A 22150-nucleotide genomic window follows, 5' to 3' on the forward strand; every position below is an offset into this window, starting at 1 on the left:
CACGCGGCATGCCGCCATCACCCCTGGCCCACGGGCTGGACGCGCTGCAGACGCAGGTTGCGCCATGTCGGCGGGGAGCTGCGGAAATCCACCGCTTCGCCATCGCTGGTGAACAGCAGGCCTGGCTCCACTTCAGTGACCAGGCGGATGCCATCGATGTACAGCCAGCCCTGTCGCTGCTCCAGCACCACGGACATCGACGGTTTCCCCCATTGGTCGATGCGATAGCGCCCCAGCCAGGGTTGCCAATGGGGCGCGTGCGGCCCGGTGGACCCATCGATGGGATCGTTCTGGTCCAGGCCATCCTCGCCGTTCGTACATTCCAGGTGCGCCGGCAGCATCTCCGTCGCCGCATGGTAACGGTACGTCGCAACCTCTCCATCGGTGTCCACGGTGAACAGCTGATCGCCGTCGAGGGCCGCAAAACGGCTGCCCAGAGCTTGCGCCCCACGATGCAGTTGCAGTTCACCGCTTCCGGCAATCACGATCTTCGCCTTGCCGCTGCGCCCGATCCAGTTTCCCGCCATCTGCTGCATCTGGTCCTGGTTCAACCTGATCGGCGCCAAGCTTGACAGGGGCACACGCGGCTGACGGGGCCCGAAACGCGCCGACAACAGCTGATCGAGCAGATGCTCGCCGATGCCGTACCCCGCAGACGTCGCGCGATTGAACATCGCGGCAAATCCAGCGTTTGCCTGCCTGCAGTAGGTGAACACGCACCCGAATCCGAAGCCCCCGCCGCGGTGGTGCAGCAGCCGCACCGGTGTACTGCCGTAGAGGCGTTCGCTGCGCATGACACCGAGCCCGTAGTCACCGCCCAGGCCGAAACCATGCATCTCGTCCCAGAAACGGGGCTCAAGCAGCTGCTGCGCACCGGCTTGGCCGCCACCGAGCAGGAAGCCAAGATACTTCGCCATGTCGGCGGCACTGGTCCAGACGCCTCCCGACACCACCAGCGGCGTCACCGGCGGTACCTGCGCATGGCCATCCTGGGTTCCCAGTGCCCGCCCCTTGCTTGCCAGGTAGATCGAGGCATCGGCCGTACTGTCGTGCATTCCCAGCGGCTCGAAGATCCGGCGCTGCAGCCAGGCCGGATAGCTGATGCCCGCAACCTGCTCAAGGACATGACCGGCAAGGTCGAAGCCCAGGTTGGAGTAGCGATAGCGCGTACCCACCGGAAAGCGCAGCCATGTCTGCGAGATGCTGCGGACGTGCGCATCAAAGCCCGGCGACGCCGGTTCGTAGTTGTTGCCCAGGGGCGCCTCGTGCGTGAATCCCGCGCGATTGGCAAGCAGCAGGCGCAGGCTGATGCGCTCCTGTGGAGCATGCTCGAAGCGGCTGCGCACCGTGAACGACGGCAGATAGCGGGTAATGGGCGCGTCCAGATCAAGGATGCCGTCCTGCACGGCCAACAGCACCGCCACCGCCGCGAAATTCTTCGAGGTGGACTGGATGCTGAACATCGTGCTGGCGTCTACGGGCACGCTGCCCTGGCCTGATGCGTGACCGAAGCCTTCAGTCCAGCGCACCTGCCCGCCTTCGACCAGGCAGACGGCAGCGGCACCGATGCCGCTGCCTTGCATGGCGGAGCGGATCACGCCGCGCTCCGCGTCGATCAGGCTCGCGGTGGTGACGCTTGGCCGCGCCAGGGTAGCAACACCGGTAGGCATGAGCGCGGCCGCAGGAACAGCCGCGGCATTGGCCAGGAAGGTGCGACGGCTGAGCGTACCAGGCATCAGATCACTCCACTTCAGGATGCCGCCATCTTCCCGCCAGCAGAAATAGCAGGGCATGTGTCATTCGGCATAGAGTGCGGTGATCGATGGTGCTGCACCTTCGCCGGCTGCGCAGGCCTCAGCCCGGAGGGTCCGGCAAGCGGATTCCCTGCGCCAAAACAAAGGCGCGGGACTCGCTCCAATAGGCCTGTGGCGGTTCCCGCAGCTCTGGTCGCGCCCAGTAGTCGTTGCCATGCAATGCGCTCATCACATGGCACCAGCCGTCACGCGGATCGTGAACCTGAAATCGCCCGCGATGATGGCGCGGATGATACGCGTAGTAGCCAAGCGCCTCCTGGCGCGCTTCATCCGGCCAACGACCCGCCTGATGGACCAGCGTCCATGCACGCATGTGGCGCGCATGCGCGAGCGCGCCAAGGTACTCGTCCTCATCCAGCAGTGGCACCTGCTCACTGCGGGCCAGGCACAGTGCGTCCGATTCGGCTTCGTAGCCCAGCGACGGCTCCGCCAGTTCCGGGTGCTGCTGCCAATACCCTTCGCCCTTCACGTGCAGCATCGCCCAGTGCCAGGGCTCGTCGTGGAAGATCAGCGCGTGTTCGTATTCGCGGCCGGGGCTCTGGTCGGGATAGCGCTTCCGTGCCTGTTCGAGCGCCTGGGCCTCGGGCACCTGGCCATAGTGGACCAAGCACCAGGCAAACAGGTGCCGGCAGTCTTCGATTTCGGTGGTGAAGTCTTCCACCGGGGTATCGTTGCTGGCCATGGTCGATCCCTGTGTGCGGATCAGATGGTACCGACGCTGCAGGTCGCGCGGGGGAGCGATGAGGCCTGCGACCGGTCATGCGAGGTCGGTTGGTGGGCCCACCAGGATTCGAACCTGGAACCAAGGGATTATGAGTCCCCTGCTCTAACCGTTGAGCTATAGGCCCTGCGCAGCGCCACAGTGTAGTGGAGGCCGCGCTCGATAGGCTACCCGGCAGCAGCAAGAGCCTCAGCAGCACGTCCCAACCGCTTCTCCGCCACGTCCGCAAACCACACCTGCCGCCGCAGGTGTGCGTGGAACAGCGCCACCGTCCTCCCGGCCTCTTCCAGCCCCTTCTGCTTGTCGCCTCCGAAGCTCGCAAGCAACCCAGCACCCGACTGCGTCAGCAACGCCAATGTTGCTCTTCGGGCGAATCCCAGTGAATCCTCGCGCTCGTCGCGCATCACATCTTCCCAATCCAGTAGCGGCGCAAACGCGCAGTCATGCGCGTCCGATTCACGCCTACCGTGCCCGGCAGCAATTTCCTTCAGCTCCATACTCACTCTCCTACGATTCGTCGAACCTCTTCCGCCTCCTGTTGAGAGAGGCGACCGGGCGCTTCAACACGGTCGTAGGACCGCCCGCAGCTTTCCCCCTTGCAGGGTCTTGTATGACTGCGCGCCACCCGGCCAGAAACCCTTGGCTCACCGCAATGGCGAGAGTTGCGGTTTGACCTTGGATTGCCTGCTGTTGCAGCAGACAGTCCGCCTACGACGGTGTGTTGATCACCTGCGGAGGACTGTGTGGAAGGAAGGCTAGAGGCTTCAATTGGTGAATGCGACATTGCGTGCGCTTATCACTCACATCCGGCTACTCATTTCATTGAGGCACTTGGGGTTTCGGCTGAATGACCACTTCCCACGGCAGCGAATCGCAGCGAAGGCCTCAACAATTCTCAGGCCAGTTGCGTCACAAGGTGCGGCAAGCAGCCGACGCCCGTTAAGAAGACCCGCCGGATACGTCATCGCGAACAGCAGCCGAGCATGGCTCGGCTCTACAGAAAGCGCAGGCACCCCAAAAAGAAAAACCCCGCACCAGGCGGGGTTTCTCTCAACGCTTCAACAACCGCCCGATATCAATCGATATCCAGGAAGCTGCGCAGCTGCTCCGAGCGGCTCGGGTGACGCAGCTTGCGCAGGGCCTTCGCTTCGATCTGGCGGATGCGCTCGCGGGTCACGTCGAACTGCTTGCCGACCTCTTCCAGCGTGTGGTCGGTGTTCATGTCGATGCCGAAGCGCATGCGCAGCACCTTGGCTTCCCTCGGGGTGAGGCCGGCCAGCACGTCGCGCACGGTTTCAGACAGATTGATGTTGGTGGTGTTCTCGATCGGGGACTCCACGTTGGTGTCCTCGATGAAGTCGCCCAGATGGGAATCCTCGTCGTCGCCGATCGGGGTTTCCATCGAGATCGGCTCCTTGGCGATCTTCATCACCTTGCGGATCTTGTCTTCCGGCATGTCCATTTCCTTGGCCAGCTCCTCCGGCGTAGCCTCGCGGCCGTACTGCTGGAGCATCTGGCGGGAAATGCGGTTCAACTTGTTGATCGTCTCGATCATGTGCACCGGGATACGGATGGTGCGTGCCTGGTCGGCGATCGAGCGGGTGATCGCCTGGCGGATCCACCAGGTGGCGTAGGTCGAGAACTTGTAACCACGGCGGTATTCGAACTTGTCCACGGCCTTCATCAGGCCGATGTTGCCTTCCTGGATCAGGTCGAGGAACTGCAGGCCGCGGTTGGTGTACTTCTTGGCGATCGAGATCACCAGGCGCAGGTTGGCCTCGACCATTTCCTTCTTGGCCTTGCGCGCCTTGGCTTCACCGTAGGCCATGGCACGGCTGATTTCCTTCAGCTCTTCCAGGTCCAGCTGGGTCAGCGTCTCGATGTCGATCGTCGCCTGCTGTTCGGCGATGATCTGGTCCTTCACTTCGCGCAGGGCCGACGACCACTTCTGCTTGCGCTTCAGTGCGTCTTCCACCCACTCCAGGTTGGTCTGGTTGCCTTCCCAGGAACGGATGAAGTCCTTGCGCGGCATGCGCGCGGTGACGGTCGCCAGGTTCAGCACGCGGCGCTCATGGGCCTTGATCGACGCCATGGTGTCGCGCAGCTGCTTGGTCAGCACATCGGTCAGCGGCAGCGGCAGCTTCAGGGTGACGAACACCGCCGACATCTCTTCGCGCAGGCGCGGCAGGTTCTTCTTGTCGCCCTTGGTCGCGGCCTTCTTGAAGGCGTTGAAGGCATCGCTCAACGCCTGCATGCGTGCAGCGACTTCCTCCGGGTCCGGACCGGTCGGTGCGGCTTCTTCCTCGCCACCCTCGACATCATCGTCCTCGTCCTCGTCGCCCTCGGCGTCCGCATCGCTGCTGTCATCGGCAGCGGCGGCCGGCGGTGCCGGCTCTTCGTCGGACAGGTCGTTGAAGCCGACGATCACTTCGGCCAGGCGCTTCTTGCCTTCCTTGTGGGCTTCGTAATCGGTCAGCAGCGACTCGACCGAGACCGGGAACTGGCCCAGGGCAGCCTGGACCTGCGAAAGGCCTTCCTCGATGCGCTTGGCGATGGCGATTTCGCCTTCGCGGGTCAGCAGCTCGACGGTGCCCATTTCGCGCATGTACATGCGCACCGGGTCGGTGGTACGGCCACCTTCGGTGTCGAGCGCGCTCAGCGCGGCGGCAGCTTCTTCGGCCGCGGTGTCATCGACTTCGCGGTTGCCGGTGTTGCCATCGTTGAGAAGCAGGGTTTCCACATCCGGCGCAACTTCATGGACATCGATGCCCATGCCGTTGATCATGCCGATGATGTCTTCGATCTGTTCCGGGTCGACCATGTCGTCCGGCAGATGGTCATTGACTTCGGCGTAGGTCAGGTAGCCCTGTTCCAGGCCCTTGCTGATCAGTTGCTTGATTTCGGATTGGGCAGGACGTTCGTTGGCCATGTAGTGCTCGCGCCACCGGCTAGGGAGAAATAGGGAACGTAGCATTATACCAGCCCGGGGCCCCGCCTGCCGGGCGGTGGTCCCGCAGGCTCAGGGCCTGAGAAGGAAGGTCACGGGACCGTCATTGACCAGGCTGACGACCATATGGGCACCAAATCGGCCCGTTTCCACCCCTGGCGCGTGATTTTCACGACAGATCTCGACAAAACGATTGAACCCGCGTTCAGCCTCGTCCGGCGGCGCGGCCGTGGTGAAGCTCGGCCGCATGCCCGATCGGGTGTCGGCGGCCAGGGTGAACTGGCTGACCAGCAGCAGGCCGCCGCCGGTATCGCGCAGCGAGCGGTTCATCTTCCCGGCCTCGTCGGCAAATACCCGGTAGCCCAGCAGGCGCTCGGCCATCCGCCGCAGCTGGGCCTCGGTATCGCCCGGCTCCATGCCGACCAGGGCCAGCAGGCCGGGCCCGATCTGCCCCACGGCCTCCTCGTCGACATGGACGGCGGCCTGGCTGACACGCTGGATCAGGACGAGCATCGTGGGCTTCCAATGAACAGGGCCGGCCACGATAGCAGCGCCCTTGGCTAAACTGGCGCCGATGAATCCGCAACGCAAAGCCCGGCTGGTCTACCGCGCCACCACCCTGTTCGCCCGCCTGCCCTGGCCGCTGCTGCGGGCGTTCGCGCGCGCCCTGGCGTGGGCGTGGATCGCCCTCAATGCCCGCGAGAGCCGTGTCACCCGGCGCAACCTGGAGCTGGCCTACCCCGAGCTGGACGGCGCTGCCCGCGATCGCCTGCACCGGGAACTGCTGCGCTCCACCGCCCTGCAGGCCATCGAAACGCTGCGGCTGTGGAGCCAGACGCCGGCCGACAACCTGCGCCTGCACCTGAAGCAGCGCCATGGCGAGGCCCTGTACGACGCGGCGCTGGCCAGCGGCAAGGGCGTGATCGTGGCCGCCCCGCACTACGGCAACTGGGAGCTGCTGAACCAGTGGCTGGCCTCGCGCGGGCAGATCGCCATCGTCTACAAGCCGCCGGAGGACGAAGCCAGCGATGCCTTCCTGCAGCTGGTGCGCGGCGGGCAGAACGTGCAGCAGGTGCGCGCCGAAGGCCCGGCCGTGCGCCAACTGTTCAAGGTGCTCAAGGACGGCGGTGCCACGGGCATCCTGCCCGACCAGCAGCCCAAGGCCGGCGATGGCGTGTTCGTGCCGTTCTTCGGCGTGCAGGCGCTGACCATGACCCTGGTCAACCGGCTGGCCGAACGCACCGGCGCCACCGTGCTCTATGGCTGGTGCGAACGCATCGGGCCGGACATGGAATTCGCCCTGCACATCGAGCCGACCGACCCGGCCGTGGCCGATCCGGACCCGCTGGTGGCGGCCACCGTCCTCAACGCCGGCATCGAACGCATCGCCCGCCGCGACCCGGCGCAGTACCAGTGGACCTACAAGCGCTATACGCTGCGGCCACCGGGCAGCGATGAGGAAGATCCCTACGCGACCGAAGAGCATCCCCACTGACGGCCTCGCGCCCCGGGCCGCGCGGTCCCTGCGACCCGCGGCCGCACCACGTTGAATACGACGCCGTCGCCCCCATAGAGACTGCGATGTCCGCCTCCCCCGGTCCTGCCATGTCTGCTGCTTCTTCCCTGTTCGGCGATCCGGCCGCGATCCGCTGCGAGCGCGCGGTTGCCGAACTGCGTGCCGGTCGCCCGGTGCTGCTCCACGATAGCCAGGGCCAGCGCCTGGCGGTGATCGCGCTGGACAGCGCCACGGCCAGCAGCTTCGCCGCCTTCGCCACTGCCGCCCGCGAGCGCCATTATCTGTTCCTGACCGCCACCCGTGCCCGCGTGCTCGGCGTGGAGGCACCGCAGGGCGCGCGCCTGCCGCTGAGCGGTGTGGCCTTCGATGCCCTGCCCTCGCTGGGCTACCTGCGCGAACCCGGTCCGATGCCGGAAGGCTGGAGTGCCGGCGACGCCTTCGATGCCGGGGCGGTGGAGCTGGCCCGCCTGGGCCTGCTGCTGCCAGCGATGGTCGCGGTGCGCCTGGACGTCGATGACCATACTTTCGACGGTGCGGCCGAGGTGGCCCTGTGCGACCTGGCCGAAGGCGCAGCACATGCGGCCCACGACTACGAACTGGTGGCGCGTTCGCCAGTGCCGCTGCGCGAGGTCGGCATGACCACCTTCGCAGTCTTCCGCGGCGGCGTGGCGCAGCGAGACCAGGTCGCGATCATCGTCGGCGAGCCGGATCTGTCGGCCGTGGTGCCGGTGCGCGTGCATTCTTCGTGCCTGACCGGCGACCTGTTCGGTTCACTCAAGTGCGACTGCGGCGACCAGCTGCGGCGCGGCCTGCGCAAACTGAAGGAACTGGGCGGTGGCGTGCTGCTGTACCTGGACCAGGAAGGCCGCGGCACCGGCATCGCCGCCAAGATGCGCGCCTATGGCTACCAGCACGACGGCCTGGACACCATCGACGCCGATGCGCAGTTGGGCTTCGGTGCCGACGAACGCCGCTATGGCAGCGCGGTGGCGATGCTGCGCGGCCTGGGCATCACCCGCGTGGCCCTGCTCAGCAACAACCCGACCAAGGCGCAGCGCCTGCGCAACGCCGGCATCGAGGTGCTGGACTGCATTCCGGTCACCGGCGAGATCACCGCCGAGAACGAGCACTACCTGCGCACCAAGGCCGACCGCGCCGGCCACCTGCTGGATGTCGATGCGCTGATCCAGGCTGCCCAGTAACGCAGCCGACCTGCTACCGTCTGCGCGGTGCGGCCATGGCCGCTACCGCCCGCCCTGCTGCCTGACGGAGCCCGCGTGACCGACGCCTCGATTCCTGCACCACCCGACACCGATTGGCAGTCACTGCCGCAACGTGCGGCCCGCCTGGCCGCACTGGAAGGTGCCTTTGGCGGCCTGTTCATCCCGGGCCTGCCACTGGCGGCGGCGGCGTGGTTCTTCGATCTGCCCGGTGGCCTGTGGACCGCTGCAGCCGGGCTGCTGATGGGTGTGGCCTTTGGTGCATGGCTGGGCCGTCGACGCCTGGTCCGCACCCGTTGGCGGCTGGACGCACAGGGCCTGGGCCTGCGCCGCGACCTCATGTGGCAGCTGGAAACGCGAATCCCGCTCTCGCGAGTGCAGCATCTCGATCTGCGGCGGGGCCCGCTGGAGCGCCGTGCCGGGCTGGCCACGCTGATCGTGCACACCGCCGGCACCCGCATGAGCGCGGTGACCGTGAGCGGCCTGGACGAGGCCGACGCCGAACGCCTGCGTGACACCCTGTCCCACCAGCTCGACCAGGACGCCGACGCCCTGTGAGCCTGCCGCCCCCCCTGCCTGCACCGCTGCCCGCCGGTACCGAGGACCACCGGCTGCACCCGTGGTCGTGGCTGTTCGTGCTGCTGATGCAGCTGCGCCACTACTTCCTGCCGCTGGTCGCGCTGCTGGTGTTCGGCCAGCGCGGCGACCGCGATCCGATGTGGGCGCAGCTGATTCCGCTGACGGCAATTGCCGCGCTGGTCCTGGTGTCGGTGCTGCAGTACCTCAGCTACCGCTACCGCATCGGCAGCGACGCGATCACCGTGCGCAGTGGCCTGTTGGCGCGCAACCGCCGCGAGATCCCGTTCGCCCGCATCCACAACGTGGAAGTGCGGCAGAACCCGCTGCACCGCCTGTTCGGCGTGGCCGAGCTGCGCCTGGAATCGGCCGGCGGTGTGCGCCCGGAAGCGGAGATGCGGGTACTGAAGCTGGACCAGGCACTGGCGCTGGAACGGCTGGTCCGCCAGCGCGGGCAGGCGCCGCAGGCCGACGACGCCGTGGATGCGCCGCCCATTGCCGACGTCGACAGCGAACACGTGCTGCTGCGACTGTCCAGCTGGGACGTGGTGCGCATGGGACTGCTCTCCAACCGCGGCTGGGCACTGGCGGTGGCCGCGTTCGGCGTGCTGTTCCAGACGGTGCCGCGGCCGGTGATGGACGATGCCATCCAGCGCGGCGGCCGTGAGGCCTTCGGCTATGCCAGCCACCTGCATCCCGGCGTGACCGGTGCCTTCCTGCTGGTGGCGGCAGCCCTGCTGCTGGGCTGGCTGGCGCTGCGCATGCTGTCAGTGGTGCTGACCCTGTTGCGTTACCACGGCTTCACCCTCGTCGAGCAGGACCGCCGCCTGACGGTGTCGGCCGGGATGTTCAGCCGCACCCGCAGCAGCGTGGCACGTCGCCGCATACAGGCCTGGACCCTGCGCGAAGGCACCCTGCAGCGCTGGTTCGGGCTGCGCCAGCTGCGCATCGACAGTGCCGCCGGTGGCCCTTCGCGTGATGAGGACCGCGCCCTGCGCGAACTGGCGCCGCTGGCAACCCGCGAACACTGCACACAGCTGGTGCAGCACCTGCTACCCCAGCTGCACTGGCCGCCAGCGCAATGGCAGTCCATTCCGCAGCGCGGCTGGTGGCGGCTGTGCCTGGGCGCGCTGCTGCTGGTGCCACTGCTGGCCGTCGCCGCGTACTGGCGTTGGGGCCCCTGGGGCCTGGTCGTGCTGGCCTGGCTGCCGGTCGCACTATTGGTCGCACACCGGCAGATGGCGCGCATGGGCTGGTATCTGGACGAGCACTATGTGGCCGTGCGCGGCGGCTGGTGGAAACGCTGGTGGCGCTGGGCCGAGCTGGACAAGGTGCAGGGCCTGCGCCTGCAGCGTTCACCGCTGGACAAGCTGCTGGGCACCAGCAGCCTGCAACTGGATACCGCCGGTGCACATGGCGACGTGGCACTCACCCTGCATCATCTGCCGCAGGCACAGGCACAGCAGGCGATGGATCAACTGGCGGCCGCGCTGGCGCGGCGCAAGCTGCGCTGGTGATGCGGGCATCCACGCATGGCGTGGATCTACTGGACATCACTGCGTGCGTGGACGCCCGACGGTAGAGTCGACTGACAGTCGACTATCGCGCGCAGCGCGGGGGGCGCGACCCGAGGGAAGAGCAGTCGACTGACAGTCGACTCTACCCGGGCGACGCCGTCGCGCCCGATCATCGCTGCGAGGGGCCCCAGTAGCCCAGATCCTTGCGGATCTGCAGGTCGCGCATCCAGCTGCCGAACGGCTTGCGGCGCAGCGCTCCCATCTCACCGGACAGAAAATCCTCGGTGGCCGCGATCACCCGCTCGCTGGAAAGGCCATCGCGGTACGGGTGGATGGCATCGGCGTAGCGCACGATTTCCGCCTGCAGCGCCTCGTCCGGGTGCAGCGCGCGCTGCAGCATCGCCGGCAACTGTGCCGGGTCGTCGAAATCAATCATGTGCGGCTTCGGCACGCGGTTGCGGAAGGTCACCACCGGCTTGTGCAGGACGATGAACTCCGAAACGATCGACGAGGTGTCCGACACCAGCACATCGGCGGCACGCTGCGCAGCCATCACCTGCTCCGGCTCGATGAAGCGGGCATTGGCACCGGCCAGCGCGCGGTAGCGCTCGAACAGTTCCGGCGGACATTTGGGATGCAGGGTCAGCAGCCAGTAACGCCCACCAGCCGCAATATCGGCGGCGATCTGCGCATGCAGGTGCGGGGCCGCACTCAGCCGCTCGGTGAAGGTCGAGCCGAACAGGATCACCGGGCGATCGCCGGCCGGCGCGCGCAGTGCGGCGCTTTCGCCACCGTCATCGCGGAACAGCGGGTCCAGCTTCGGCCAGCCGGTCTCGGCCACCGCGAAGTGGCCCTGCTGGGCCGCGATCTCGCGGAACGGCGTCGTGGTGGCCGGCCCCTGCGTGCAGTACAGGTCGAACATGCCGCGCACCCGGAAGTGGCCGCGCGCACTGTCGCGCTTTTCCACATTGAAGCCATGGAACAGCTGTACCTTGGCCCCCGAAAGGAAGGTCGGCACCCAGTTGGCCGCGCTGAACACCGCCCGCGGGCGCATTGCCAGGGCCTGCTTCAGGCCAACGTTGGGCACCCCCGGCAAGCTGCTGCCGGCTGCGCCGCCTTCGAACCAGGCCGCAACTTCCTGCCCGGACGCGTGCAAGGCCTGCGCCAACGGGGCGAGAATAGGCAGCGCATAGCGCTCCGTCGCAAACAACAGGTATCCGGCCATCATGTCCTCCACGACCGCTCCCATCGAACGGCCTCGCATCTCGGCGTGCATTATCGCGTTCAACGAGGCCGGGCGCATCGGCGACTGCCTGGCCTCGCTGGCCTTCTGCGATGAGATCGTGGTGGTGGACTCGCAGTCCACCGATGCCACCGTGGCCATCGCCGAGGCGGCCGGTGCCCGCGTGCTGCAGCGCGTGTTCGAGGGCTTCCGCAGCCAGAAGGCATTCTGCGTCGAACAGGCCAGCCACGACTGGGTACTGTGCCTGGATGCCGACGAGCGCATCAGCCCCGAGCTGCGTACGGCCATCGAACAGGCCCGTGACGGCGGCTTCGCCGACCACGCCGGCTACCGCTTCGCTCGCCTGTCCGAATACTTTGGCAGGTTCCTGCGCCACGGCAATGCCTACCCGGACCGGGTGATGCGCCTGTTCGACCGTCGCCAGGGCGGCTGGCGCGGCAAGCGCGAGATCCACGAGGCGGCCAGCGTCGACGGCAGCGTCGGCACCCTGCGCGGCGATCTCATCCACTACCCCTATCGATCATTGCAGCAGCAGCTGGCCAAGACCGAGAAGTACGCGCGGATGATGGCCGAGCACGAATTCGCGCGTGGCAAGCGGGCCACGCTGGGCAAACTGGTGCTGGCCCCGGCCTGGCGGTTCTGGCGCGGCTTCCTGTTCCGCGGCGGCTTCCGCGACGGCTGGCACGGCCTGGTCTATGCCTATGTGCGTGCCAACTACGTACGGCAGAAAACCATCATGCTGTGGATGCTGGGCAACGGGCAGGCGGTGGCCGATCCTCCGGCTCCCGTGGAACGGCCCTGAGCCGGCTGTGTCACACTTGCCGCGCGTTGCCTGAAGATCCCCCATGAAAATCCTCTACACCAACTTCCACTACGGCGACGGTGGCGGCCACACCACGTACATCGTGTCGCTGGCGCGAGCCCTGCATGGCCAGCACACGCTCCATGTCGCAGCCCCCGCCGACAGCCGCCTGCTGCGTACGGTGGCCGAGGAAGGAATCGCCACCCCGCTGCCGATGGCCTTTGGCAGCGGCCTGCCGACCCTGCCACAGCAACTGGCCGAGCAACACGCGCTGCGCCGGCTGGTGCGTGACGAGGGCATCGACCTGGTCCACGTCAACGGTGCTCGTGACCACCGCTTCGTGATGCAGGGACTGCTCGGCATGCGCCGCCCACCGATCATCCTGACCAAGCACAACAGCAAGCCCACCCGTACACTGGGCAATGCCGTCAGGGCACGCTGGGCCACCGACCGTGTGATTGCGGTTTCGGCCCACACCGGGCGTCTGCTCGAGCAGGGGCCCTACCGACGCTGCCCGATCGATGTTGTCCGCAACGGCGTCGACCTGGACCGCTTCGCACCGCTGCCGGCCGACGCCGGCCAGGCGATGCGACGGCAATGGACGCAGGACCCGGATGCGCTGCTGCTGGTCAGCAACGCCGGCACCGATGACTACAAGGGCTGGATCGACCTGGCGCAGGCCATTGCCCTGCTCCCCGACGCGATCCGCCCGCACGTGCACATGGCGGTCGCCGGGCACCTGCCCAGCGCGCAGCAACGCGCGCAGGTGCAGGCCCTCGGTGACGTCGCCGCGCAGGTCCACTTCACCGGCCTGCTGGCCGATACGCGGCCACTGATCGCCGCCGGCGACGTCGGCTTCGTACTGTCCAACGACATCGAAACGATCTCCTTCGCCTGCCGCGAAATGATGGCCAGCGCCAGGCCGATGCTGGTCAGCGACTACGCGGGACTGCCGGAAAACATCGAGCAGGGTGTCGACGGCTGGGTCGTGCCCACCCGCAACGTGGCCGCCATCGCCGCGCAGGTGCGGGCGGTGTATGAACAACGCCAGGCGCTGCCGGCGATGGGCATGGCCGCACGCCACCATGCGGAGCGCGAGTTCGGCCTGCAGACCTTCGCCGGGGCGACCCTGGCCAGTTACGAAGCGGTGCTGGCCTCGGCCTGATCTGGCCGGCGCGGCTCGGACAGGGCCAGCAGCAGGGCAACCCAGGCGGCATAGAACGAGGCGGTTCGCATGTCACGCAGCATCATTTCGGTGACCCCGAAGACGGCGAATGCCACGCAGATGCTCAACCCTGCCGCGGCATGCAACCGCGACCGTTCGTCGCCACGCCACAGGCGTGGCACGAACACCAGCGCAGGGGCCACGTAGACCAGCACCAGGCCAAGCCCCCCCAGCACGCCGTAGGTGGCCAGGAAATACAGCAGGTCGTTGTGGGTCTCGCCGAAATCACGCGCGACCATCGCCGACACCTTTCCCTGTCCTGCAAGTCGTTCCAGTTCCTGGCGGAAGCGATCGCCACCACCGACACCGAACACCGGCTGCTCGCGGATCATGTAGCCCGCCGCGGTCCACAACTGAAGGCGGATGCAGACCGAGGTATCGGCCAGGTGGTCGGCACTGCAATCGCCATACTCGCTCACGCCAGCATCGATGCGATCGCGCAGCGCACCATCATGGGTGGCGATAATGCCGACACCGGCCGCCAGCACCAGGCCCAGCAGGATCTTCATCCGGCCAAGCCGGCGCCCCATCACCAGCAGGCCGATCAGCAGGAAGCAGGGAATCGCCAGCAGGCCACCGCGGGTCTGTGTCCACAGGAATGCGACCAGGCCAAGGATGCCGGTCAGCAGCTTCAGCGTGGCTTCGATGCGAGTGAAACGGGTCACCGGCAGGCCCAGCGACATCAGGCTCAGCACACCGAACAACAGGGTCAGGTCGCCGTAGGTCACCGCATTGAACTGCTGGGTGGCAGGCCGCACGCCGGTCTCCAGCGCCAACCAGCCAATGATGGCTGCTGCCGACCACACCGCGGGCAGGGTGCCAAGCATCGCCCGCGCAAGGACCCTGCGCGGCACCCGCAGCGCGGCGAACAGGATCAGCAGCATCGACAACAGGCGCGCGGCCTTTTCGACCTCCGATCCCTTCCAGATGCCATGCACGCCCAGGCTGATCAGCACGCCGGCCAGCATCACGCCCATGCCGATGCCCATCCACGCATAGCGCCGGGCGGAACCGGGCAGCAGGCGCGGAGCAGCCGAGGGGACCAGCAGCAGGACGACCGACAGCAGGATCGCCAGGTAGAACCCCGCGCTGCCGCCCTCCATGGTGATCATCAGCAACGTCGGCAACGCGCCCAGCACCACGGCGTAGGCGCCGGCCAGCAGGCCCGTCATGCGGGAGGTAGGCAGGGAAAGCGGAGTCACGTGGTGCGGTCGGCAGGTCGGTAGCGATAGACCGGCACGGTGCCGGGAGCGGTCCTCATTCTAGGACAGAGCAGGCCGCTGGTTGATGCAGGCTGGCCACGTCTGTCGCTCATTCGTTCAGTCCGCATCCGGTGGCCCCTGCAGCCGGTACTCGCGCTCCAGCTCCTTCAGGTCAGGCACGCAGGCCCCGGACACCGCCGTGGCGGGAACAAGCCACCAGCGACGGCGGTTGGATATGCCGGCCATCTCCGCCTGCGAACGATCAATGCACCCCTGCATCGCATCGTCATTCACCAGCAACCAGCGATGCAGGGGGGACAAGCGCTGCCAGCGCACGGCCGCCTGCAGCTGTTCATGCCAGCGGTTCTCGAATCCAAAGGTTGCCGCGCGGCGGTCCGCCATCAGCAGATTCTGTTCCTTCCAGGCCACCAGCCCCAGCTCCGCGTCTGGCCCGAGACGCGTGCCGACGTCACGCATCAGACCACGCGCGGAGCTTGAATCATTCAGCAACGGGTAGCCGAGCAGGCCGTAGAGCACCCAGGCCACGGCCAGGGTCGATACCAGCGCCAGATGGCTTCGACGCCAGCCAGCCACCATCAGGCTCAAGCCACCCCAGAGCCCCATCGCAAGGATCGTCCACGCCAATGCATCGGTGGCGCCGGGCGCCAATCCGCGTCCATGGGCAAGGTTCACCTCGAAGCGCGGATCACCCAGCAACGCGAGCGCCCCGACCAGGCTCAATCCCAGTGCCAGCAACGCGGCAAACCCTCCCAGTACCGCCTGCACATCCCGTCGCTTCAGCAACCCGGGCAGCAGCGGTGCCAGCGCCAGGCAGAACATCGGCAGCGCCGGCAGGATGTAGACATCACGCTTGCCCTGGGGAATCGAGAAGAAAAGCACGACCAGCACCCACCAGGCCAGCGGCAGCAGGTAGCGTGGATCGCGGCGGCACAGGCGTCGGCGCCACGCCGGGATCGCCCATGGCAGCGCCAGGAACGCCGGTATCCACATCGCTGGCATGACACCGAAGAAGTACCACCACGGCTGGTGATGGTCCCAGGACTGCGTGTAGCGGCGGGCCGTCTGCCGCACCAGGATGTCGTTGATGTAGGCGCGGTACTCGTCCGACCCGGTGCCCAGCGCGGCCAGCAGCATCGGCGCCAGCCACAGCGATACCGCCAGCAGGAAGGCCAGCGGTGCCAGCCAGAAGCGGCCATCGCGCGCGTGCAGGGAAACACGGGGCCAGTGCAGGGCTGCAGCGATGGCCGCCGGCACGATCATCAGCAGCGCCAGCATGCCCACGCCCTTGGTGATCACCCCGATACCGGCAAAGAACCAGCCCAGCCACCACCAGCGCCAGGCCGGGCCCAGCAGCAGGTGGCGCAGCAGGCCATAGTTGGCCAGGGTGATGAACAGCACCAGCAGCGGATCGATCTGCGCTTTCTTCGCCTGGAAGGTGAACTGCAGCGCGAACAGCAGTGCCCACCCGGCGCAGAGCCCGACCTGGCGCGTCCACAGCCGGCGCCCCAGATCGACCACGCACCACAGCGTGCCCAGTGCGGCCAGCAGCGAGGGCAGCAGGAAGGCCACGCGCCAGTGGCCAACCAGGCCGTACAGCGAGGCCTGCCACCACATCAGCATCGGCGGCTTGTCCGAATACAGCTCGGTTCCGCGATGCGGGAACAACCAGTAACCGCTGTCGACCATCTGCCTGGCCACCAGCGCGAAGCGTGGTTCATCAGAGGGCCACGGATCGCGGAGACCGAGACCGGCCCCCAGCACCAGCAGGGCCACCACCACGAACAACCACGTCTGGCGCGACGCGTGGGTTTTCAGCATGGGACTCGAAACGGCAGCGGGGGTCAGCCTGCTTTTATCAGACGCGCGTAGAAGAAACCGTCAGCATCGTTGTCACCGGGCAGCCGCTGGCGAGCCACGCCCTCGCAATCCACGCCGAATGCGTCACCCAGAGGCTGTGCCACGGCGTCCGGATGCCACTTCAGGAACGCGCGCACCTGGTCGATGTTTTCGGCGCGCAGGATCGAGCAGGTGGCATACAGCAGCACGCCGCCCGGGCGCAGCATCGACCAGCAGGCCTCCAGCAGGCGCGCCTGCACGCCCACCAGTGCATCGATGTCTTCGGCGCGACGGTGGAACATCACATCCGGCTGGCGGCGGATCACGCCGGTGGCCGAACACGGCGCATCCAGCAGGATCGCGTCGAACGGCACGCCGTCCCACCACGCGCCGGGATCGCTGGCATCGGCGACCAGGGTCTGCGCATGTTCGCCCACACCGGTGCGGGTGTAGGTGTCGCGCGCACGGGCCAGCCGGCGCGCGTCGATATCCAGCGCCAGCAGGCGCAGGCTCGGGTCACGCTCCAGCAGATGCGCCGACTTGCCGCCGGGTGCCGCGCAGGCATCCAGCACGCGGGCACCGGTCGCGGGCGCCAGCGCATCGGCCGCGCATTGCGCCGACAGGTCCTGCACCGACAGTGCACCGTCGCCGAAGCCCGGCAGCTGGTTCACGGCAACGGGGGCCGCCAGGCGCAACGCATCGGCACACAGTGCAGTGGCTTCAGCGGCAATGCCGGCCTCGGCCAGCGTCGCCAGGGCCTTGTCGCGACCACCGTGCTGGCGGTTGGCACGCAGCCACAACGGCGCGGGTTGCAGGCTGGCGCTGAAGATCGCCTCGGCCTGCGTCGGCCAATCGCGTTCGATCGCATCAGCCAACCATTCCGGGAAGGCGTCGCGCGCAGGCTGTTCGGGGAATCCCTCGCGCTGGGCGCGGCGCAGGATCGCGTTGACCAGGCCGGCCTGGCGCTCACGGCCCAGCGCGCGCGCCGCATCGACCGTGGCCGAAAGCGCCGCGTGCGCAGGCAGTTCGAGTACGTCCAGCTGGGCGAAGCCGACCATGAGCAACGTACGCAGGTCGGCATCACGCGCCGAAAGCGGCTTCTGCATCCAGGCCTGCAAGGCCGCGTCATACGTGCTGCGACGGCGCAGCACAGCGAAACACAGGGCTTCCAGCAGCGCACGGTCGCGGCTGTCGGCCAGCTTCGGCAGTGCCCAGGCCAGTTCGGCCTTCAGCGAACGGCCACGGGTGAACACCTGTGCCAGCACGCGTGCGGCCAGCATGCGCGTGGCCGCGCCCGGTGCCGCCTTGGCGACGGAGAAATCGTTCTGCTTGGACACCGCTTATGCCCCCACGCGCAGATCGCGGCGAGCGTTGAGGTAGTCGGCAGCGGTGATCGCCTTGCCGCCTTCACGCTGCAGCACGCGCAGGCGCAGCGCGCCCTGGCCACAGGCAATGTCGATGCCGTCGCGGCCGGCGGCCAGCAGGGTGCCCGGTGCCTGGCCGTGGTCCGCCTCCAGCGCCACCGCGCCATGGATGCGCACCCGTTCACCGGCCAGCGTCGCCTCGGCGATCGGCCACGGATTGAACGCGCGCACGGTACGCGCCAGCACGCCGGCGTCCTGCGCCCAGTCCAGCCTGGCTTCGGCCTTGTCCAGCTTGTGGGCGTAGGTCACGCCCTGTTCCGGCTGCGGCCGCGCGATCGGCTTGATGCCGGCGCGCAGCAGGCCCAGGCCGTCGGACAGCACCTGGGCACCCAGCTCGGCCAGCTTGTCGTGCAGCTGGCCGCCGGTATCGGTGGCCGCGATCGGAAGCTCCTGGTGCAGCAGCACCGGGCCGGTATCGAGGCCCGCTTCCATCTGCATCAGGCACACGCCGGTCTTCGCGTCACCGGCCTGGATCGCACGCTGGATCGGCGCGGCGCCGCGCCAGCGCGGCAGCAGCGAGGCATGCACGTTCCAGCAACCATGGGTCGGGATGGCCAGCACCGCCTTGGGCAGGATCAGGCCATAGGCCACCACCACCATCAGGTCCGGCTGCAGCTCGCGCAGCTGCTGCTGGGCGGCTTCGCCCTTCAGCGACTCCGGCTGGTAGACCGGAATGCCACGGGCCACGGCCTCAAGCTTGACCGGCGAAGGCGCCAGGCCACGGCCACGACCGGCCGGGCGGTCCGGCTGGGTGTAGACCGCCACGACCTCATGGTGGCGCGCGGCCGCGCGCAGCGACGACACCGCGAATTCCGGCGTACCGGCAAAGACAATCCTCATGGCTACCCCACTTGCAGGATGGATTCGTGCAGGAAAGAAAACGGCGCCGTCGGCCGGCGCCGTACAGCCCGCGCGAGCCGCGCAGGCACGGGCCACCCGAAGGGTGGCCCGGATTGGCGATCACGCCACGTGCTTGCGCTGCTTGGCCAGCTTCTTGCGCACCATCTCGCGCTTGAGCGGCGACAGATAATCGATGAACAGCTTGCCGTCCAGGTGATCCATCTCGTGCTGGATGCAGGTGGCCAGCACTTCGCCAGCTTCCATCTGCTGTTCCTGGCCGTTGCGGTCCAGGTACTTCACGGTGATGGTGTCGGCACGGGTGACGTCGGCGAAGATGCCCGGGACCGACAGGCAGCCCTCCTGGTACACCCGGCCCCCGTCCTTGGCGACGATTTCCGGGTTGATGAACACATGCGGTTCATTCTTTTCTTCGCTGACGTCGATGACCATGAAGCGCTTGTGCACGTCCACCTGGGTGGCGGCCAGGCCGATGCCCGGGGCGTCGTACATGGTCAGGAACATGTTGTCGATCAGTTCCTGGAAGGCCGGCGTGGTGACTTCGGCAGCTTCGATCAACGCGGCCTTGGTACGCAGGCGCGGATCGGGGAACTCGAGAATGGGGAGAAGGGCCATGGCTGTTTCCGGATAGGGGGCCGGCACGCCGGCATACGTCGCAGATTCTAGCTCCAACGCTTGCCTTGCGCCCCGGTTTCTGGACTATAGTGCGCGGACCTGTTGGGGAATCAGGGCTTCACACCTATGTTGCTTCGTTTTCGTACGGTCGTCGCCGCGGCGATGCTGACCGTGGCTGCCTATGCTACCGCCGTGGAAGTGAATGGCGGGCACCCGGACACCTATGTGGTCCGAAAAGGGGATACGTTGTGGGATATCGCCGCACGTTTCCTGCAGAAGCCGTGGCTGTGGCCGGAGATCTGGCAGGCCAATCCACAGATCGCCAACCCGCACCTGATCTATCCCGGTGACGTCCTGAGCCTGGCCTACCTGGACCGGGTGACCGTGGCGGCCCAGCCCGGCCCGCGCCAGGAGGCCCCGATCGACGCCATTCCGCTGGCCCAGGTCGAGCCGTTCCTGAAGCAGCTGAGCGTGGTCGACAGCATCGAGCAGCTGCCCTACGTGGCCGGCCTGGAAGAAGAACGCCTGCGCGCCACCAGCGGCCACGCCGTCTATGTGCGCCTGGCCGACGCCCAGGTGGGCCAGCGCTGGGCGGTCGTCCGCCCGACCGTGCGCTACGCCCAGCCCAAGCCGACCGAGGACCTGACCGCCAACGGCGACGTCACCCCGGGCAGCGGCAACCTGTGGCGCGCCTACAGCGCCCCCAACCACCGCCGCGGCGTGCTCGGCTATGAGCTGGCCCAGGTCGCCACCGGCACCATCACCCATGTCGCCGGCGGCAAGGTCGAGGCGTCCACCCTGGTGCTGGACAAGAACGAGGGCGGCCGCGAGGTGCGTGCCGGCGACCGCCTGGTGCCGATCGAGGCCAGGCCGTACGACCTGCAGTTCGTGCCCCATGTCCCCGCCGCCGGTGTCGAGGGCGTCGACGTACGCGTGCTGGCCGTCACCGACATGTTCACCGCCGGCGGCCCCCGCGACGTGATCGCGATCTCGGCGGGTCGCACGCAGGGCGTGGACAATGGAACCGTGTTCTCGCTGTGGCGCCCGGGCCGCCATGTGGCGCACCGCATGAAGTATCCGAACTCGTCGCGTACGGACGATTCGCTCAGCACCGGCGCCGGCCGGGTCTCGCTGCCGGACGAGTACGCGGCGCATGCCATGGTGTTCCGCACCTTCGACAACGTCAGCTACGCGCTGGTGATGCAGGGCGTGAAGCCGGTGCGCGTGGGGTACAACGCCCTGCACCCGGACGCGAAGTAGAGTCGACTGTGTAGAGTCGACTGTGTAGAGTCGACTGTTAGTCGACTGCTCTTCACCCCCCCCCCGGAAACGCCCGCGCTGCACGCGATGGTCGACTGACAGTCGACTCTACAGGGGCGGTCTCCGGCAAACCCTGACGGTCACATGCGAAGGCGCCCTAGGGCGCCTTCGTTGTATCCGGCCGATAGTGGGGGAATGACCAGACAGATGGATGAGGCGCTGCTGCGCCTGGTGATGGCAGGCGGCGCGCTGGCGCCACGGCGGGCCCTGCTGCAGGCCGCGGGCAACGCAGAGATTGCGATCGCGCAGGGCGCCGCGAACTGGCGCGCACACGGTTGCACGCCAGAGCAGTGCGCTGCACTGGAACGCCCCGACGCCCGCGCCTGGACCGCGGCACGGCACTGGCTGGAAGACGACGACCACCATCTGCTGTCCTTTGCCGACGCGGCCTTTCCGCCGCCCCTGCTGGACGTCCCGAACCCGCCGCTGGCGCTGTTCGTGGCGGGCGATCCAAGCGTGGCCTGGCGCCCCTCGGTGGCGCTGGTCGGCAGCCGCTCGCCAACCCCGGGAGGACGCGCGCTGGCCGCGCGCTTTGCCAGCTGCTTCGTCGAGGCCGGACTGGCCGTAACCAGTGGCCTGGCGACCGGCATCGACGCCGCCGCCCACCTGGCCACGCTGGAGGCAGGCGGCTGCACCGTAGCGGTGATCGGGACCGGCCCTGATCGGGCCTATCCGGACAGCCACCAACGGTTGCAGGGGCGGATCGCCGCCGAGGGCGCGGTGCTGAGCGAGTACCTGCCGGGCACACCGGCACGCCCGGGCCACTTCCCCGCGCGCAACCGGCTGGTGGCCGGGCTGGCGCTGGCGACGGTGGTGGTCGAGGCCGCGCAACGCTCCGGCGCCCTGATCACCGCACGGCTGGCTGCCGAGGCCGGCCGCGAGGTCTGCGCCCTGCCCGGCTCGGTACTCAACCCACGCGCAGCGGGCTGCCACCGGCTGATCCGCGAGGGCGCCGCACTGGTCGAGCGCCCCGAGGAAGTGCTGGAACTGCTGGCCCCTGCCCTTCGCCAGCAGCTGCCGGGCTTGCAATCACGTCTGGATGCCCCCACTGAACAGGGACCGCCGGCGCTCCTGCCGGCGCGCTGGGCCGACGACCCTGACTACCAGCGCTTGTGGCGGGCCCTGGACCACAACCCAACCAGTATGGATTCACTGATCACGCGCTGTGGATTGACGGCGCCCCAGGTGTCCTCCATGCTGCTGGCCATGGAACTGGCGGGAATCGTGGTGTGCGTACACGGCCGCTACTGTCGAACTCCCTAGTTTCTTCACCTCCACAGCGTCGCGCGACGC

The 22150-nt window shown here is 67.7% G+C and carries 19 protein-coding genes and 1 tRNA gene; 8 read left to right on the forward strand and 12 right to left on the reverse strand.

The window, feature by feature from the left end; genetic code table 11:
* Window positions 1-17: 17 nt before the first annotated feature.
* From V3B41_RS07775 to dtd, 6 genes are all read right to left on the reverse strand, one after another.
* Window positions 18-1793 carry a serine hydrolase domain-containing protein gene (locus tag V3B41_RS07775; RefSeq protein WP_329860590.1) on the reverse strand — a complete coding sequence of 592 codons (1776 nt, stop codon included), beginning with the start codon at window positions 1791-1793 and terminating at the stop codon, window positions 18-20.
* A 61-nt stretch (window positions 1794-1854) separates the two neighbouring features.
* Entirely contained in the window at window positions 1855-2496 is a 642-nt protein-coding gene (locus V3B41_RS07780) for a hypothetical protein (RefSeq protein ID WP_329860591.1), read from the reverse strand.
* 90 nt (window positions 2497-2586) lie between these two features.
* Window positions 2587-2662: transfer RNA gene (locus tag V3B41_RS07785), tRNA-Ile, on the reverse strand.
* A gap of 40 nt (window positions 2663-2702) precedes the next feature.
* The gene (locus tag V3B41_RS07790; protein ID WP_219632053.1) at window positions 2703-3032 is read right to left on the reverse strand and encodes a hypothetical protein; all 330 of its coding nucleotides are present in this window, start codon (window positions 3030-3032) and stop codon (window positions 2703-2705) included.
* A 578-nt stretch (window positions 3033-3610) separates the two neighbouring features.
* Entirely contained in the window at window positions 3611-5464 is a 1854-nt protein-coding gene (gene rpoD / locus V3B41_RS07795) for an RNA polymerase sigma factor RpoD (RefSeq protein WP_049429436.1), read from the reverse strand.
* 90 nt (window positions 5465-5554) lie between these two features.
* A complete protein-coding gene (gene dtd / locus V3B41_RS07800; protein ID WP_111113044.1) occupies window positions 5555-5995 on the reverse strand; it encodes a D-aminoacyl-tRNA deacylase in 441 nt (146 codons plus the stop codon).
* Between the two features lie 61 nt (window positions 5996-6056).
* Between dtd and V3B41_RS07805 the strand changes: the two genes are divergently transcribed.
* The 4 genes from V3B41_RS07805 to V3B41_RS07820 all read left to right on the forward strand — a co-directional run bounded on the left by V3B41_RS07805 (window position 6057) and on the right by V3B41_RS07820 (window position 10311).
* Complete coding sequence (locus tag V3B41_RS07805; RefSeq protein ID WP_295550384.1) at window positions 6057-6977, forward strand: lauroyl acyltransferase; 921 nt, start codon at window positions 6057-6059, stop codon at window positions 6975-6977.
* An 86-nt stretch (window positions 6978-7063) separates the two neighbouring features.
* Complete coding sequence (ribA, locus tag V3B41_RS07810) at window positions 7064-8200, forward strand: GTP cyclohydrolase II RibA (RefSeq protein ID WP_295550387.1); 1137 nt, start codon at window positions 7064-7066, stop codon at window positions 8198-8200.
* A 75-nt stretch (window positions 8201-8275) separates the two neighbouring features.
* Entirely contained in the window at window positions 8276-8776 is a 501-nt protein-coding gene (locus V3B41_RS07815; protein ID WP_295550390.1) for a PH domain-containing protein, read from the forward strand.
* Complete coding sequence (locus tag V3B41_RS07820) at window positions 8773-10311, forward strand: PH domain-containing protein (RefSeq protein ID WP_295550393.1); 1539 nt, start codon at window positions 8773-8775, stop codon at window positions 10309-10311. Before V3B41_RS07815 ends, V3B41_RS07820 begins: the two co-directional genes overlap by 4 nt.
* 169 nt (window positions 10312-10480) lie before the next feature.
* On the opposite strand, the gene V3B41_RS07825 is transcribed toward V3B41_RS07820, so the two are convergent.
* Window positions 10481-11539, reverse strand: coding sequence for a CDP-glycerol glycerophosphotransferase family protein (locus tag V3B41_RS07825; protein WP_329860592.1), 1059 nt, complete (start codon window positions 11537-11539; stop codon window positions 10481-10483).
* Here V3B41_RS07825 and V3B41_RS07830 point away from each other — a divergent pair.
* Both V3B41_RS07830 and V3B41_RS07835 read left to right on the forward strand, forming a co-directional pair.
* On the forward strand, window positions 11538-12356 hold the full coding sequence (locus V3B41_RS07830) for a glycosyltransferase family 2 protein (protein WP_049428934.1): 819 nt from the start codon (window positions 11538-11540) through the stop codon (window positions 12354-12356). The genes V3B41_RS07825 and V3B41_RS07830 overlap by 2 nt on opposite strands.
* A 43-nt stretch (window positions 12357-12399) precedes the next feature.
* The gene (locus tag V3B41_RS07835; protein WP_197620398.1) at window positions 12400-13521 is read left to right on the forward strand and encodes a glycosyltransferase; all 1122 of its coding nucleotides are present in this window, start codon (window positions 12400-12402) and stop codon (window positions 13519-13521) included.
* On the opposite strand, the gene V3B41_RS07840 is transcribed toward V3B41_RS07835, so the two are convergent.
* The 5 genes from V3B41_RS07840 to def form a co-directional block, all read right to left on the reverse strand.
* Complete coding sequence (locus V3B41_RS07840; RefSeq protein ID WP_329860593.1) at window positions 13494-14753, reverse strand: O-antigen ligase family protein; 1260 nt, start codon at window positions 14751-14753, stop codon at window positions 13494-13496. The two genes, V3B41_RS07835 and V3B41_RS07840, sit on opposite strands and share 28 nt — an antisense overlap.
* Before the next feature lie 147 nt (window positions 14754-14900).
* Entirely contained in the window at window positions 14901-16622 is a 1722-nt protein-coding gene (locus V3B41_RS07845) for a glycosyltransferase family 39 protein (protein WP_329860594.1), read from the reverse strand.
* 23 nt (window positions 16623-16645) lie between these two features.
* Entirely contained in the window at window positions 16646-17977 is a 1332-nt protein-coding gene (gene rsmB / locus V3B41_RS07850; RefSeq protein ID WP_049428930.1) for a 16S rRNA (cytosine(967)-C(5))-methyltransferase RsmB, read from the reverse strand.
* Window positions 17978-17980: 3 nt separating this feature from the next.
* Entirely contained in the window at window positions 17981-18904 is a 924-nt protein-coding gene (gene fmt, locus V3B41_RS07855; protein ID WP_329860595.1) for a methionyl-tRNA formyltransferase, read from the reverse strand.
* Window positions 18905-19024: 120 nt separating this feature from the next.
* Complete coding sequence (gene def, locus V3B41_RS07860; RefSeq protein ID WP_010481177.1) at window positions 19025-19537, reverse strand: peptide deformylase; 513 nt, start codon at window positions 19535-19537, stop codon at window positions 19025-19027.
* Window positions 19538-19663: 126 nt separating this feature from the next.
* On the opposite strand from def, the gene V3B41_RS07865 reads away from it, so the two are divergent.
* The gene (locus tag V3B41_RS07865; RefSeq protein WP_049428928.1) at window positions 19664-20797 is read left to right on the forward strand and encodes a LysM peptidoglycan-binding domain-containing protein; all 1134 of its coding nucleotides are present in this window, start codon (window positions 19664-19666) and stop codon (window positions 20795-20797) included.
* Window positions 20798-20992: 195 nt separating this feature from the next.
* Window positions 20993-22120: a DNA-processing protein DprA gene (dprA, locus tag V3B41_RS07870; protein ID WP_049428927.1), complete on the forward strand. Its 1128-nt coding sequence runs from the start codon at window positions 20993-20995 to the stop codon at window positions 22118-22120.
* The last annotated feature ends 30 nt before the right edge of the window (window positions 22121-22150 follow it).

This window comes from Stenotrophomonas sp. SMYL89 (assembly GCF_036319985.1).
In the GTDB taxonomy this organism is placed as follows: Bacteria; Pseudomonadota; Gammaproteobacteria; order Xanthomonadales; family Xanthomonadaceae; genus Stenotrophomonas; species Stenotrophomonas maltophilia_Q.